Annotated in this window: 12 protein-coding genes; 2 read left to right on the forward strand and 10 right to left on the reverse strand. The window is 36.8% G+C overall.

Annotated elements, in window-relative coordinates; translation table 11 throughout:
- Positions 1-6: 6 nt before the first annotated feature.
- Positions 7-1,614, reverse strand: coding sequence for a T9SS type A sorting domain-containing protein (locus DBR39_RS00180; RefSeq protein ID WP_124530330.1), 1,608 nt, complete (start codon positions 1,612-1,614; stop codon positions 7-9).
- 361 nt (positions 1,615-1,975) lie between these two features.
- Between DBR39_RS00180 and DBR39_RS00185 the strand changes: the two genes are divergently transcribed.
- On the forward strand, positions 1,976-3,238 hold the full coding sequence (locus DBR39_RS00185) for a helix-hairpin-helix domain-containing protein (protein WP_185147103.1): 1,263 nt from the start codon (positions 1,976-1,978) through the stop codon (positions 3,236-3,238).
- 138 nt (positions 3,239-3,376) lie between these two features.
- Here DBR39_RS00185 and DBR39_RS00190 read toward each other — a convergent pair whose 3' ends face one another.
- The 7 genes from DBR39_RS00190 to DBR39_RS00220 all read right to left on the reverse strand — a co-directional run bounded on the left by DBR39_RS00190 (position 3,377) and on the right by DBR39_RS00220 (position 8,982).
- Positions 3,377-4,600, reverse strand: coding sequence for a YncE family protein (locus DBR39_RS00190; RefSeq protein WP_124530332.1), 1,224 nt, complete (start codon positions 4,598-4,600; stop codon positions 3,377-3,379).
- 165 nt (positions 4,601-4,765) lie between these two features.
- A complete protein-coding gene (gene rluF / locus DBR39_RS00195) occupies positions 4,766-5,488 on the reverse strand; it encodes a 23S rRNA pseudouridine(2604) synthase RluF (RefSeq protein WP_124530333.1) in 723 nt (240 codons plus the stop codon).
- Positions 5,488-5,982: a hypothetical protein gene (locus DBR39_RS00200; RefSeq protein WP_124530334.1), complete on the reverse strand. Its 495-nt coding sequence runs from the start codon at positions 5,980-5,982 to the stop codon at positions 5,488-5,490. The genes rluF and DBR39_RS00200 overlap by 1 nt, the downstream gene beginning before the upstream one ends.
- A gap of 80 nt (positions 5,983-6,062) precedes the next feature.
- Positions 6,063-6,761 carry a tRNA pseudouridine(55) synthase TruB gene (truB, locus tag DBR39_RS00205; protein WP_124530335.1) on the reverse strand — a complete coding sequence of 233 codons (699 nt, stop codon included), beginning with the start codon at positions 6,759-6,761 and terminating at the stop codon, positions 6,063-6,065.
- Positions 6,762-6,787: 26 nt separating this feature from the next.
- Positions 6,788-7,606 carry an undecaprenyl-diphosphate phosphatase gene (locus DBR39_RS00210; RefSeq protein WP_124530336.1) on the reverse strand — a complete coding sequence of 273 codons (819 nt, stop codon included), beginning with the start codon at positions 7,604-7,606 and terminating at the stop codon, positions 6,788-6,790.
- Between the two features lie 177 nt (positions 7,607-7,783).
- Positions 7,784-8,080 carry a DUF3098 domain-containing protein gene (locus DBR39_RS00215; protein ID WP_109738872.1) on the reverse strand — a complete coding sequence of 99 codons (297 nt, stop codon included), beginning with the start codon at positions 8,078-8,080 and terminating at the stop codon, positions 7,784-7,786.
- A gap of 2 nt (positions 8,081-8,082) precedes the next feature.
- Complete coding sequence (locus DBR39_RS00220; protein WP_109738871.1) at positions 8,083-8,982, reverse strand: cell division protein FtsX; 900 nt, start codon at positions 8,980-8,982, stop codon at positions 8,083-8,085.
- A 91-nt stretch (positions 8,983-9,073) separates the two neighbouring features.
- On the opposite strand from DBR39_RS00220, the gene rsmA reads away from it, so the two are divergent.
- Positions 9,074-9,844, forward strand: a complete 771-nt coding sequence (rsmA, locus tag DBR39_RS00225) for a 16S rRNA (adenine(1518)-N(6)/adenine(1519)-N(6))-dimethyltransferase RsmA (RefSeq protein ID WP_103234746.1) — start codon at positions 9,074-9,076, stop codon at positions 9,842-9,844.
- A gap of 120 nt (positions 9,845-9,964) precedes the next feature.
- Here rsmA and DBR39_RS00230 read toward each other — a convergent pair whose 3' ends face one another.
- Together DBR39_RS00230 and DBR39_RS00235 are read right to left on the reverse strand one after the other, a co-directional pair.
- The gene (locus DBR39_RS00230) at positions 9,965-12,322 is read right to left on the reverse strand and encodes a choice-of-anchor L domain-containing protein (RefSeq protein WP_124530337.1); all 2,358 of its coding nucleotides are present in this window, start codon (positions 12,320-12,322) and stop codon (positions 9,965-9,967) included.
- A gap of 288 nt (positions 12,323-12,610) precedes the next feature.
- Positions 12,611-16,189, reverse strand: coding sequence for a choice-of-anchor L domain-containing protein (locus DBR39_RS00235; RefSeq protein ID WP_124530338.1), 3,579 nt, complete (start codon positions 16,187-16,189; stop codon positions 12,611-12,613).
- Between the last annotated feature and the right edge of the window lie 53 nt (positions 16,190-16,242).

Raw genomic sequence — 16,242 nt, forward strand, 5'->3', positions numbered from 1 at the left:
TTGTGCTTATTTCTTGATTAATTTGGCATTCGCCGTTTTATTGTTATCAGTTTTTATCGTGATCAAGTAAGCTCCTTGTACCAAAGCCTGAGTATTAATCTTAGTCACTCTGTTCTTGGTTTTTATACTTTGAAGCTGTCTTCCGCTCATATCATATAAGAGAATATCAGCATCTTTAAAATCAAAACCGATTTCTACGTAAGCATAATCTGAAACTGGGTTGGGATAGATTTTGATATCATATTTTTCGATCAACTGGTCAACCTGCTTGTCTCCCAATTTCACAATCTTCCAGTTTTCTTTTCCTAATTCTTCTGCACTGGTTCCGGCTAAAACAATTGAACCATCTCTGTTCAATTTTAAATCGGAAAGTCTTTCCTCTTTCTTTCTGGATTCTCCGGTGATATGCTTTCTCCACTGTTCATTGCCATTCTGATCTAAGTACAGCATCCAGAAGGTTTCGTCATCTGTTTGTATTCTTCCTTCTGCCTGAGTATAGCCTCCTAATAAGATTCCTTTGGAAGATTTATCATCTGCAGAATGAAGGACACTCATACTCATTAAAATATCACGGTTCTTGAAATTGTAGGATTTCTGCCATTGTTCTTCCCCTCTTTCATTTAAGGAAATGAGCCAAAGGTCTGTTCCTTCTTCAATGCCTACGGTTTTGTTCCCTGATCTTTCTGATCTGGATTCGCCACCAATGATGAAACCATTTGAAGTTAAAGCCAGAGTTCTGATATGATCATCTCCTTTTCCTCCAAAGTTCTTTTCCCATTCTACTTTTCCGTTCTTGTCTAATTTGACAATCCAGTAGTCGCCTTCACCAAAGTTGTCGCTTTGTTTTGAGGTTGCAGATAGCAGGTTGCGGGTTGCAGGTTTTTCAGACGGAGTATTACTATTGATCGTTGATTGCTGATGCGTTGTTTTAACGGATCCGCTTCTTGAATACATTCCCAGTAAGGCGCCACCATCCTTCGTTGGAATCATTTTCTCTACTTCGTCTAAGCCTTTTCCACCTAAAATTAATTGCGATAATTCTTTTCCATCTTTATCAATTCTGGTAATTAAGATATCTTTGGAACCGTAACCTTTTGAGGAATTCTGTACATTTCCGGCCACAAAGAACCCTAAATCAGTCGTTTGAATCACGGCTCTTGCTTCTTCATCGGAAGAACTTCCCAAGGTTTTCTGCCATAGTTCATCTCCAAATTCGTTGATTCTAATCAGCCAGATATCTGAGCCTCCTTTTGAATCCTCTTTTTTATCCAGTCCTTTTCCTGAATAGGTGGTTCCGGCTAAAAGAAATCCGCCATCCTGTGTGGTAACTGTGGCTGATAAATAATCATGATTGGATCCAGAGAAATATTTTTCCCAGACTTCATTTCCTTGCTGGTTGAGTTTGACCAAATGGAAATCGTAGCCATTATTCTGTTTTTGGCTCTTGGCCTGAATACTGCTTCCCGTTATCAAATACTGCTGATCGATGGTTGTGGTGACCTGGCTTAGAAAATCCTGAGTAGAGGATTTGATGTCTTTCTGCCATACCACTTCCTGAGCAGAGATGCCCAAAGCCGTGCATAAAGTGAATGCACTGATATAGAATTTCTTCATTCCCGTGTTGTTGTTTTCTGAGTTAGTAATTAGTTTATTGAAACTTCGCGAATTTAACGGTTTTTAAGACACAAAAATCAACTTTTTTAGGTTTAACATAAATCTTACTATTTATTATTAAATTATTATCATACAAATCTCAATTCGTCTTATTCTGATGTAAAATTATCTATGTGCAGCGACAGAACTTGTCGTATAAAAAAATCTCACCAGAACTTCAGTCTCTATTATGAAATTATATTACAAAAAAGCAACATTACCATCAACTTTTAAACAATAATAAACAATCTCTATATTATCTTCAATCATTTCATTGTCAGCTATTGACATGTTTTATTTTTATTAATAAGTTTACTTTATAATGAGAAAAAACGATTACCAGAAACTGGCATTTATGGTCACATTACTGACTATTTTATTCGCCTATCAGAAATATACCAGCAAGGAAAAAGAACCCTTTCCTGAAGTTACATTCATATCTGATTCTTCCCTGTCTTCCCATCTATCAGATTTCGATCCCAACTTATTGGACAAAGAGCAATGGCATAAGCTTGGATTTTCAGAAAAGCAAGTCGCTACTATTCTTAAGTATAAAAGTATCGTAGGTGGAAAATTCACTTCAAAAGAACAGCTGAAAAAATGTTATGCAATTTCTGAGGAAAAATTTAGTGAATTGGAAACTTTTATATTACTTCCTGAAGCTGCAGAGAAAGGAAATTCAAAGAAATTTAATACTGCAGAAAAAAAAGAAATTACTATTACGGGAAAATTCAATCCTGATCAGTTTTCTGCCAGCGACTGGCTTAAAATGGGCTTCAGTGAAAGACAGGTAGAAGCCATTTTAAAATATAAAAATTATCTGGGGGGGAGTTTTATCAGCAAAGAAAAGTTTAAAGAATGTTTTATCATTTCACCGGAAAATTACGGTAAACTAGAACCCTATATTTTATTACCGGCAAAAACTCCCGAAAACTTCAGGAATTTCTCAAAGAATAATTCGGTTAAAACCAAAATTCAATACCATTCTTTTGATCCTAATCAGCTGGATTTAGAAGGTTGGAAAACACTTGGATTTTCAGAAAAACAAGCCTCTACCATCATCAATTACCGTGACAGGAATTTGCGGGGTAGCTTTAAAAATATGGAAGATCTGCAGAAATGTTTTGTGATTTCTCCAGAGAAATTTCAGGAGCTGAAACCTTATATCAAACTTCAGGAAACACAGCAGGAAAAAACAGATTTTTCTAAAACCGATCTGAATATGATTAGTTTCAGACAACTTATAGAATTTGGCTTAGATGAAAGAAGTGCCGGTTCCATCATTGGATTCCGGAAGAAACTGGGAGGTTTTGTCAATAAGCAACAGATTTTAAGCACCTATAATATTGACCAGGATCTTGTTCAAAAATTGATCTCAATAGCACCACCATTGAATACTTCAGATGTTCCAAGATATTCATTAGTAGAAGCTCCTGAGGAATGGCTTAAAAATCATCCTTATTTCAAATACTCTGCAGATAAAATCATATTTTACCGGATCAGTAATCCTGATGATAAAAAAATATGGAAACTGTTAAAATTGAAACCTGAGTATGAGGAGAGAATGAGATTATATGTAAAATAATATAATCCCTTACAAAAACTGAATTTTGAACATTCACCCTACTCTGCTTAGGATTTTAAAGAAACAATCTATCCCTGATAAAAACTATTCCAAAATATTATATTGGAATAGGTATCATCTGAAGCAGGATTCTAAATTTTAGTGGTGCATATAATTGCTTGGACCGTTGGTTCCTTCAATGGATTCCGGTAAGATTCCATATCGATCCCGTAAATTCACTGTACCTAATGTTTTTCCTGTATTGATATCAATTACACTGATGGTTCCTGAGTTGATATTAGGAATATCCAATAAATTATTTTGTACTGCTACGACATCTTTTCCTGATTTGGTTTTAAAGAAGGCCATATGATGTGCTCCTTTATCTGCGTTAAAAGTCTTCAAAAGTTTGAGTTGGGGAAGATTGCTTAAATCAAAGACAAGCACTTTTCCGGGATCTGCAAAACTCACATATAGTTTATTTGAATCGTCAATATACATTTCGAGTGCCCACCCCAATCCTTGTGTGCTTCCTTCGAAAATCTTACTGAAAGCATCATATTTTTTGGTTGTTGTATTGTATGGGGCAATCCAGATATCCCCTCCAAGCATTGTGGTAGCAAGCGCATATTGTGGAAATTTTCCACGCAATAATAAAACTTCAACAGGGCTGGACATATCTGTAGGAGAATCTGCTACCTGATAAGTCTCTTTGAGTTCATAAGTATTGAGATCTAATAAAGTACAAGTATTACCTACGCCGGTAGTAAGATCCGGATGAATGGTAGAGGTTACCATCATTAATCCTTTTTCCTCATTAATTGAAATACCGTGTGGATACATTATAAATTGACTGGGATTAGCTTGAATTGGTGCTTTAATAGTTTTAATAAGCTGATTATTATTAGCATTAAAAACACCTATGCTGCCATCTTTTGAACCTCCTGCCCCACCCATAAAGGTCATAAAATATCTTCCGTCATTGGTAAAAAACAAATTCTCTCCCACCGTATTCTCACCGGTATCAATAGGGATTGCATTTATTAGTTTTGGCTGTCCATCTTCGTCTTCTTCCGTCTTTATCTCGTAAAGATAACTGCCTCCCAAAGCAGTTGTAAACATTTTTTTAGCATTCTGATTATAATAAATATGATGTGGCAATACGCCAATACCCAGTTCAAGCCTGCTGCTGATATATCCAAAATTTGGGGCTTCAGGATCGAGTTCAATAACGGCAATTCCGTCTGGTAATCCTTTCAGACTTCTGTAATCAATGTAAAACGAAGAATCATGTGGATGATCCGAATTATGATTATCATCATGACAACTGGTGAATATCACCAAAGCAACAAATAAAATAGCGGTATGGAATTTTAATTTCATGATTTTCAGGTTATAGTTATTATTACTATAAATATAATATATTTTAAGTATGAAATAAAATATATTACACTAAAGTGTGAAAAATTAACAAATAACTATAAATTCATTTTCAGTTGTTTATACTGAAGTTTATGAATAGAAAACCATTAAAATATCTGTTATGCGTTAGTCTATTGTTTTGCTGGAATCAGAAAGCAAAGTGTTCAATGTATTCATTTCATCTTCTGTCATATCTCTCCATTTTCCGATTGGGAGATCAAGTTTGATGTTCATGATACGGATTCGTTTCAGTTTTTTTACTTCATATCCAAGGTATTCACACATTCTTCGGATCTGTCTGTTGAGTCCCTGGGTAAGAACAATTCTGAAGTTCATATCATCAATCTTCTCTACTTCACATTTTTTGGTCACCGTATCCAGGATAGGAACTCCATTCCTCATCTTTTCAATGAATCTTGGATTGATTGGCTTATCTACACGAACAATATACTCTTTCTCGTGATTATTACGGGCTCTTAAAATTTTATTAACGATATCCCCATCATTGGTCAAAAGAATAAGTCCTTCACTTGGCTTATCCAGTCTTCCGATAGGAAAAATTCTTTTCGGATGATTGATATAGTCTACGATATTATTTTTCTCGCGTTTTGTATCTGTGGTACAAACGATTCCTACAGGCTTATTAAAAACTATATATATAGGCTTTTCCTGAGATTCTCTGATAGGTTTCCCGTCTACTTCTACAAGATCTTCGTCAGATACTTTTGTTCCCAACTCAGGAATTTCACCATTTATTTTAATTCTACCTTCTTCCAAAAGTTTATCTGCCGCTCTTCTTGAACAGTATCCTACTTCTGATAAATATTTATTGATACGCGTTTTTTCCATTAGTCTTTTCCGTAGCCGGTATAATTTTTATTGCTGAAAACGGTAATTCCATAGCTTAATCCTATAAAAAAACCATCAGCTCCATCTTTTAGCTTGTGTGATTCAAAAACAATTCCTCCTTCCTGGCTTAACCTTTTTGAATAAGAAACCTGCATTCCAAGTCTTCCACCCCAAAATTCTGTATCTGAAATAGCAGAATGATTAAGTTGTTTTCCGTAATTGATATCTATATAAAAAGGCCGTTCCCCGGGAGAAAAAATAATCTTCGGCTGAATAACCCAATAAATCAAATGATAATTATCCTGTATAAAGCTATATTTGAATCCTGTTCCCAGTGCAAAGTTAGGAAGAAAATTATAACCTCCTATAGCTGTGATACCATAAGTCAGATTTCCTAATGATGATCTGTTCTCAATATACTGCGAATTGTTAGTCTGATTCTTCTTGTTAATATTAAAACCCACATTAAGGGAAGGGTTTAAATAAAAGTCCATTTTTGATTTTCCTGTATCTACCTCTTGAGAAAATGTCTTAAAGAAAATACATACAAATAAAAAAAAGGATAATTTTATTTTCATAGACCTTCGAATCTGTAGTCGTTATTTAAAAACTGGTCTGTAGCATCTTCAATAGCATACTCTCCGATTTTTGTACGTCTTAGCTGTGTCAGGTAAGCACCTACTCCCAATTCCTGTCCGATATCATGTGCCAGACTTCTGATATACGTTCCTTTTGAACAGCCAACTAAGAAGCTTATCAAAGGAAAATCTATTTTAACATCCTGAATATAATGAATAGTTGTTTTTCTGGACTTCATCTCAACTTCTTCACCAGCTCTTGCCAGATTGTAAGCTCTTTCACCATCAATCTTAATGGCTGAATAAATGGGTGGTTTCTGTTCGATTTCTCCAACAAATTTCTCCAAGACTTCTTTTACCTGTTCTTCAGAAATATGAGCGATTTCCTGATGAAGAATCTCAGGCTTTTCAGTATCATAAGATTCGGTTTGTACGCCAATCTTGATCTCTGTCCAGTATTCTTTGGGAGCATCCTGAATTTCAGGAATTTTCTTCGTGAATTTTCCACAGCAGACAATGAGAAGCCCCGTTGCTCTGGGATCTAAAGTCCCGGCATGTCCTATTTTGAATTTTTTAGGAAGGTCAAACTCCCTCTTAAGCTTATATTTCATTTTATTGACAGCCTGGAAGGAAGTCCAGTCCAAAGGCTTGTCCAATAAAAAAACGTATCCTGATTTCAGTTCTTCAGCAGTCATGAATGGGTATAATGATGAGTAATTTCTTATTTAAAGAAATAAAAATAAATCAACAGAGCAATTCCAACAAAAATACGGTACCAGCCCCAAGGTTTAAATCCATATTTATTAAGTACTCCAATAAATGCCTTAATAGCGATAAGTGCTACGATAAATGCTACAACATTTCCAATCACGAAGATCATGATGTGATCCTGTGAAGCCATAATCATTTCATATCCCTTCTGCGGATTGGGTGTTTCCTTTCCCCAGGTTTTAACAAAAACTGAATATACAGTTACTGCCAGCATCGTAGGTACAGCAAGGAAGAAAGAGAATTCTGCAGCTGCTTTTCTGGTAAGCCCCTGTGTCATCCCTCCAATGATAGAGGCAGCACTACGGCTCGTTCCCGGCATCATCGCAAGACATTGCCAGAAACCAATGGTAACAGCTTTTCTTATGGTAATTCCTTTTTCGTCATCAATTTTAGGATTTTTAAACCAATCGTCTGCAAATAGCAAGACAACACCTCCTAAAACCAATACTGAAGAAATAGCAATCTGATTCCCAAGAATCGCTTCAATTTTATCATCGAATAAATATCCTAATACCAATGCCGGAACTACAGCAAAAGCTAGTTTAAAATAGAACTGAATATTATTTAAGTCAAAAAACTTCTTCCAGTATGCTACTACCACAGATAAAATGGCTCCAAACTGAATAGATACCTGAAACATTTTTAAAAATTCTGTTTCTTCCAGCCCCATAAGGTTAGCCGTAAATCCCATGTGTGCGGTAGAAGATATCGGAAGATATTCTGTAAGCCCCTCTACAATGGCAATAATAATTGCTTTGATTAAATCCATATTCCTTTAAAAAATTAAAAGATTAAAAGATTTAAGAATTAAAAGACTGGCTGTTGCCGAAATAAATATTAATCATTTGATAGATGAAATTGTATCACTGCGTACACATTTTCAGATTAATATTTAACTGAATCTTTTAATTCTTAAATTTTTTAATCTTAAATAAAATTATTTTATTTATTTTCTTTTTAAGATAGCATACACTTCTATTACAAATCCAATAACAACAAATAGAGGTGCTATTCTGATTCTTCTGATAGAAAAGATACCGTCATTCCATGAGTTTGGGTCAAATTTCCCATCTACCGTATTGGCATCCGGTCCCATCATCAGTAGAAATCCTACTACAATGAATGCCAGTCCTATCAGCATCCATTTGAAATTCTGCTGCCCAAAATAGAAAGTGCTTTCCTGTGGGACTTCTGCTTCATGTCCAAAGTCTGAAGCGGAAAATTTATTTGTTTTTTTGCTCATTTTTAAGAGTAGTATAAATCGTCAACGTTTGATTTTAAGAATCTCCATGTAGCGAAAATCGTACTTAAGACAGAAATAAAAACTCCTACTCCAAGTACTAAGATTACTAACCAGAAGTACTGGTTGTTATCCTGTACGAAAGCAGAACCAATCTGGCTTGTGAAATAATACCAAACACCTCCTAAGGCAAGAAGACCGATTAAAGAACCAATAGCTCCTAAAATAACGGCTTCTATAATGAAAGGTTTAAGGATAAATCTTCTTTTCGCTCCTACCAGCTGCATTGTTTTAATAATAAATCTCTTCGAGAATATTTTCAGACGGATAGAGTTGTTGATCAATACAACCGCCAATATCAGGAACAGAACTGAAAACCCTAAGATCCATTTTAAAATTCTGCTCAGGTTATTGTAAACATCCACCATTAAAGTGCTGTCATTTTTCACATCAATAATCCCTGGAACAGATTTGATTTCTTTAATTGCTTCATCAATTTTTGCAGGATCTACAAATTCAGGTTTTAAAGCAACTTCAATGGAAGAAGGGAAAATATTTTCTTCAAACAGTGCATCACTGTCAATCCCCATCGTTTTCTTGGCTTCTTTTGCAGCCATGCTTCTTGAGATATAGGTCGCTTTTTTTACAGGAGCTAACGTCTGTACCTTTTTAAAAGTTTCTTCCTCTAGTTTTGCAATTTTCACAGAATCTTTAGCATCATAATTTTCATCAAAGTAGGCGTTCACCACCAATTGTTCTTTGATATAGTCAGAATATTTCTGGGCATTAATTAAAATAAGCCCCATTAACCCTAACAAAAATAACACTAAGGCAATACTTATCACAACTGTAATATTGCTGGACCGAAGCCTTTTCTTATTAAATTCATCTACAGATTTAGCCATTAATATTAAAATTTTTGGCTAAAATAGAAAAAATCTTCCGAAATTTGGGACGAAAAAAAGAAAATCACTGTTAATAAAATCATAAAAAACGTTGAGTGTAAAAGCAAAAAAGCATCTTGGTCAGCACTTCCTGACAGATGAAAATATCGCAAGAAAAATCGTAGAAGGTCTTAGTTTTGAGAACTATAATAACATCATGGAAGTAGGTCCCGGAATGGGGGTTCTTACCAAATATCTTCTTGAAAAAGATCAGAACATCTATCTTGCAGAAATCGATACAGAATCTATCGAATACCTGAAAAACAATTATACAAAGGTTACTGAAGAAACTTTTGTAGGAGATTTTCTGAAGCAGGATTTCAGTTTTATCAAAGATGACCAAATTGCCATCATTGGAAATTTCCCCTATAATATTTCTTCACAGATTTTGTTTAAAATCGTAGATCATTACGAGCTGATCCCTGAAATGGTAGGAATGTTTCAGAAAGAAGTAGCTCAAAGAACGGCTGCCGTACCAAGAACTAAAGATTACGGTATTCTTTCTATTCTGATACAGGCCTATTATGATGTAACCTACATGTTTACAGTACATGAGAATGTCTTCAATCCGCCGCCCAAGGTAAAATCCGGGGTAATCCGTCTTACAAGAAATCCAAAAGATGGTCTTGCAGGCAATGAAGTTCTATTTAAGCAGATTGTAAAAGCAGGTTTCAACCAAAGAAGAAAAAAGCTTTCCAACGCTTTAAAAATATTAAATATTCCTGAGCCATTAAAAGGACATGAATTTTTAGATAAAAGAGCTGAAGAACTTAGCGTAGCAGACTTTATATACTTCGCCAATCTCTGGAAAGACAATAAATAAGACCTAAAAAAGCTCCTGATCAGGAGCTTTTTTATTGGATTAAAGATCTTATTCTTTAAAAAAGCAGAAAGCCTTTCAAAATAAATCTGAAAGGCTTTCTTTTATATTACATTATCAATTTTAATTTCTGTTTTTCAGCATAATCCATCCTGACCAGTTCATCTGAGCTTTTGATTTTGGATACTCAAAATTAAACTTATACCAGTATGTTGCTGTTGGAAGTCTCTTCCCTCCTACGGTTCCGTCCCAGATAGGAGCTTCTTTTGAGAATCTGAACATTTCCACTCCGTATCTGTCATATACAGATCCTGTAAAGTTTTTGAAATCCCCAAGAGCTTTTAGATCCAATACATCATTGATTCCGTCTTCATTCGGAGTAATAATATTATTGATCTGCAGTGTAAAGAACTCAAGAGATCCTACGCAATGTGTCCCTACTCTTCTTACTAAAACCGTGTAGTTGGTATTATCCAAAAGATTGGTAAACACATTTGAAGCCTGCCAGCTGATTCCGTTATCAAGAGAATATTCCAATGTGCTTGGTAAATTGTTCATCGGAGGGTTCTCAGCAGTTATCGTTACTGTTTTTTTGATACTTTCATAGTTTAAAGCCGTAACAAAAGGAGTAGCAGCTCCCATTACTTTAGCTTCGAAGATTTTCTTACAGATCCCATTATCAATTTCCACGGTATAGATTCCCCATTGGTCTACAACAATTTTCTGAGTGGTAGCTCCTGTACTCCAAAGATATTTATAACCTGTGCCTGCTCCTGCATCTAAAGTTACTTTATCACCGATACACATTTCAACATCTTTCAATGGTGAAGTGATTTCCGGAACAACTTCGATTCTAATGGTTGCCGGATTCAGAGATTTACAACCTTTTGGTCCAAGTGCGTATACTGTAAACGTTGTAGTCTGGTACAAAGTAACAGTCTGCATATTGCCTGTTCCCATAAAGTTGCTCCAAAGATAGGTATCTCCTCCTTCAGCAGTAAGGGTTACAGATTCTCCCGGACAGATTTGCATTCTGGAAGCTTTTACTTTAGCTGTTGGTGTTGTTTCTTTCTGTAATTTCAGTTCAACCATTTTGCTACAGAAACCACCATTGGAAACCACAACATAAAGGATTTGTCCATCGTTCCCATTATAGTTTAATGGAGTCTGAATATAATTGTTATTCTGTGCAACCGCGTCAGCCTGGTTTACATAGAATTTGAAGATAGCTCCTGGAGTCGGGCTTATCGCCGGCATAATGGTACTTAAATCAAAAGTAGTAATATCCGGTGTTGTACAAAGCAGCAATGTTGCATCCTGAGCCTGTGGAGTTGTTCCTCCGTGAATCTGGATGGTTGCTTTACCCGGACATGGATTCCCAGGAACACTTACTTCAATAGTATATGTACCCGGTTGTACAGCCGTAATAGTATTAGTAGTGGCATTAGGTACCGGAGCACCATTAAAATACCATTGATATACAAGGTTAGGATCATTTACTGAAGCAGTAATTACCTGAGGTACATTGTCACAAACATTGATATCTGAAGGTAATTTTGTCCCTGAAGGGTCTAAAAGATCTACTCCAATATTGAAAGATCCACCTTCCAGGAATACAGCAGAGTCATAACTATGGTCACTATAATCGGCAATTACCATTTTAAAGTGGTATTGCTGCCCGGCTACTACTGTTGCTGTAGCTGTCAATGGAATTGTTCTTCCATTAAAGTTCGTTTCAACATTACCTGTGTTATAACCGGCAAAATACTGTTCATTTACCGCACCACAACTCCCGCCTATTGCCGGGTGGATATTGGTAATACTTACTGGTCCTGCTCCTCCCGGAAGTACAGCCATATTCACATAAGGTCCCCCTGAAGTAGGTCTAAGCAAGATTGCAAAAGCATCTGCAAACGTACAAGGGAATGAACCTGTATATTCTTCGGATGCAATCAGATAATTAAATTTAATCTGACTTGTAGTAGGAACGAAATCAAATTCCAAAAGGACAGCATCATTCAATCTACTTTCCACCACCCCAATAACTTGTGCAAGATCAGCATCTGATCCTCCACCGTTGACATCACTAAGCCCGCCTTCGAAGGTATTACCTGCTCTTCTCGCATATCCTGTAGAAAGGATAAGCCCATCTTTAAAAGGAAAGTTGGTTGCTGCTTTATGAAAATATCCCCAGGCTCTGTCTGCATTACTTGCGGCATGATTAGGAGTAATCTTCACATTACTTACATTGGGTGTCAGACAGGTATTGGTCCCGGATGAGATCAATACATCTTTTACCATTTTCTCTATAGTGAAACTAGACTCAGGATATGACGGGGCATTCACATCAATAAAAGCACCTGCTCTTCTTGATAGGGCTGTACTCGTTTCTTTTGCCTGCTTCCTTGGCGGCTGGTTTTGTGAAAATAAAAAAGTCGAAATGACTAAAAAAAATAAACAAAGCGGTAGATGTCTTCTCATAATATTTTTGTTTCAACAAATTTAATTTTTTTTTAAATATCTCATATACATATTTGTGTTTTTTACGATAAAAAAACAAAATAAGAACCTTTTAGAGTAAATTTCTGTTAATCAATCCCTATTCGTTCAACCGGCACATAATGTGGTAGCATGCTATTACAAATTGTTTTAACATATTTATCCCCTATTTTAAATAATTCACAAAACACGATAACAGATATTCTTAAAAACAACAAAATCTTCCGTTTCTGAAAGATTTTGTTGTTAATTTTATATTTAAAAAAATATCTAATTTCTATTCTTTAGAAGAATCCAGCCTGAACGCTGTTCCATTTTCTTACTGGCCGGGTTTTCCCATTGTACCCTATACCAATAAGTACCTGTAGGAAGATTAAGACCTTTTAAAGATCCCTTCCATATAGCATCACCTTTTCCAGCTTTGAATACTTCCGCTCCATACCTGTCGAAGATAGAAGCTGCGAAATCTTTATATCCGCTGATTCCTGTAAAATCTATGGTATCATTAATACCATCCATATTAGGGGTAATAGCATTACTGATAACGAATGTGAAATAATCCAGTGAAGTACCACATTTAGCGCCTTTCACTCTTACCATCAGAGAATACGTTGTATTATTCAAAATACCTGTAAATATATTTGATGGTTGCCATGTTAATCCTCCGTCTATCGAATATTCTAAAGTTCCTCCAGTAGGATTGCTTGCCGTAAGAGTAAGGATATGATTGTCATACACCACATTTGTAAACTGTGGCAGATCAGGATTGATCAGCTGGGCAGAGAAAGTTTTGGAACAAACTCCATTGCTGATTATCACGGAATAAGTTCCCGCAATACTAGTCGTTATTGTCTGAGTGGTTGCTCCTGTACTCCATACGTAAGTATAATTGGGTCCTGAACCGGCATCAAGAGTTCCTTTATCTCCAGCGCAGACAAATACATCTTTCAATGTAGAAACGATTGCCGGAACTACTTCAATGGTAACTTTAGCCGGGTTCACAGAACTACATCCGTTTCCTCCCAGTGCATATACTGAATATTCTGTTGTTATTGTAGGCGTCACTACCTGAGTATTTCCATTTCCGGTAAGTCCGATCCAGTTATAAGTAATCCCTCCGGTGGCTGTCAATGTTACAGATTCTCCTTCACAAATTTTTAATTTGGAAGCTGTAAGACCTGCTATAGGCGGACCTACCTGAACAGTTACCGTTGCCGGTGTTGCAGATATACATCCATTAGCTCCAACAGCAAATACGGTATATACTGTAGTGGTAGTAGGTGAAACCACCTGAGTGCTTCCATTTCCTGTAAGACCATTACCCCAGTTGTAGGTTACACCTCCTGAAGCAGTCAATGTTACAGATTCTCCCACACAAATACGCGGTTGTGATGAAACAACTGCAGCCACAGGCTTTACTTTATCTTCCTGTACCGTTACTGTTGAAGTAAAGGTACAGCTTAAATTTCCTGGCTGTGATACATTCGTAACTGTTAAAGTATAGGTACCACCCGCGCTTACAACAGGAGTAAGTGTATTACCTCCTGATACAATAGTTCCTCCGGCTGTTGTCCATGCAATGGTAGATCCCGCAGGTACTACAGATGTCGAAGCATTAATTGTAATCTGAGGGGTTGTACACGTAATTGTTTGTGGTGCAGCAATCGTAAGGGTAGTTTGAGGCGTGCTCAATAATTGAAGAGACACCACATAGCTACAACCTCCATTACTTACTAATACATAAATCGTCTGGTTTGCAGGCGGAGTATATGTCGTAGGAGTTGCAATAAAGTTTCCGTTAGCAGCATTGGCATCAGCCTGGTTTATATAATAGGTAAAGGTAACTCCTGCAGTAGTTGTGATCTGAGGCTGTGCCTCTGTAAGGTTATAAGTCAATCCTGGTTGATAGCATTTGTGCAATATTGCATTCTGTGCAGTAAAAGGTTCTGATACTTCAATCGTTATAGTGGCAGGATTTTGAGATACACATCCATTAGCTCCTACGGCTGTAACAGTATAAGTCGTTGTAACGGTAGGCGATACAGTTTGTGTATTTCCTGTTCCCGGAAGTCCATTCCCCCAATTATAGGTAGCGCCTCCTGAAGCGGTAAGTATTGCAGAATCACCTTTACAGATTTTCAATTTATTTGTGGTAAGTCCGGTAACTGGCGGAGCACTGTTTCCTGTTACAGTTACATTGCCCATAACAGTACAGCTGAGATTTCCGGGCTGATAAATTTTTGTTATAGTTAAAGTATATGTTCCCGCAGCATTGATCACTGGGTTTAAAGTCGTTCCTCCTGAAACAATATTTCCTCCTGTAGTTGTCCAGTTGAAAGTAGCACCTGTTGGATAAACCGAAGCCGAAGCATCCAGCGTAGTCTGAGAACTGGCGCAGGTTAGTACTATCGGAGGAGCTATTGACACCGTCATTTGTGGTGCTTTTATCAACTGAAGCTCGGCTACTTTTGCACAGAACCCGTTTGCTACTCTTACATATACTGTTCCTCCTGCGCTCTGGTAAACTGTTGGAGTAGGAATTGTATTTGTATTTCCGGCATTGGCATCTGCCAGTGTCGTATAATATGAAAATACAGCTCCCGGAGTTGTACTTATTGAGGCTTGTGCTGATGTTAAATTGAATGTGGCATTTCCGGCAGCATAACAAGCTGTCAAGGAAGCATTTTGTACTGTAGGTGATGTCCCGCCTACTACTGTAATAGTAGCTTCTCCCGGACAGCTATTTCCCTGAATAAAAACTTTAACAGTATATACTCCCGGTTGAGTTGCCGTATAACTTGCATTGGTAGCCCCGGCAATCGGATTGGTTCCCAAATACCACTGATAGGTTATATTAGCTCCCTGAACAGAAGCCGTAAAAGTCTGCGGTGTATTATCACACATATTTACAGAAGCGGGAAGCTGTACTCCTGCCGGATCAAGGATCTTTACTCCAATATCGAATGACCCTGCTTCTAAAAATACGGCAGAATCAAAGTTGGGATCCTGATAGTCTGCCAATACGATTTTAAAGTGATACGTTTCTCCTGGAATTACAGTTGCCTTTGCCGTCAGAGGGATAGTACGTCCATTAAAATTGGTTTCAATCTGAGCGGTATTCGTACCTCCGTAATAGGCTTCATTCTTAGGTCCGCAGTTTTGATATTGCGGGTGAATATTAGTAACACTTACTGCTCCTGCTCCTGCAGGAAGTACTGCAAGATTGGTGTACGTAGGGTCAGTTGCTTTTTTCAGCAGCAAGGCAAAACCATCGGTGATGGTACATGGAAAGTTTTGCTGATATTCTTTTGATGCAAATAAGTATCTGAAAGTAATTTCGGTAGAAGCTGCCACAAAATCAAATTCTATAGAGGTGGCATTGGTAAGATTATTATTCCCAATTCCCAAAGCATTTGCCAGATCTACATCTCCTCCGGTTCCAAGATCATCACTTAGAGTTCCCTGAAAAACATTTCCTGCTTTATTGGCATATCCTGTGGAAAGTATAATCCCTTTACTAAAAGGAAAATTGGTATTTGATTTGTTAAAATATCCCCAGCTTCGGTTCTGGCTGGTAGCAGGTAGATTAGGAGCTACGGTTACGTTACTTACGCTGGAATTTGTACAAGTACCTCCTGATATAAGAACATCTTTTATCAGCTGGGTAATAGGATAGCCGGACTCTGGATAACTTGGTGCATTCACATCTATAAAAGCACCTGCTCTCAAAGAAGCAGCTTTAGGTTTTCCAGCAATTTCTACCCTTCCTTTATTTTGAGCCAAAACAAAGTTCCCCATGAAAGCTAAAAATAACGCTAAAAATAAATTTCCTCTCCTCCTATTTAACATTTTATATTATTTTAAACAAAAATACTATTTTTTTTGATTGAAATTCAAGTTAA

Source organism: Chryseobacterium sp. KBW03, from assembly GCF_003852415.1.
In the GTDB taxonomy this organism is placed as follows: Bacteria; Bacteroidota; Bacteroidia; order Flavobacteriales; family Weeksellaceae; genus Chryseobacterium; species Chryseobacterium viscerum.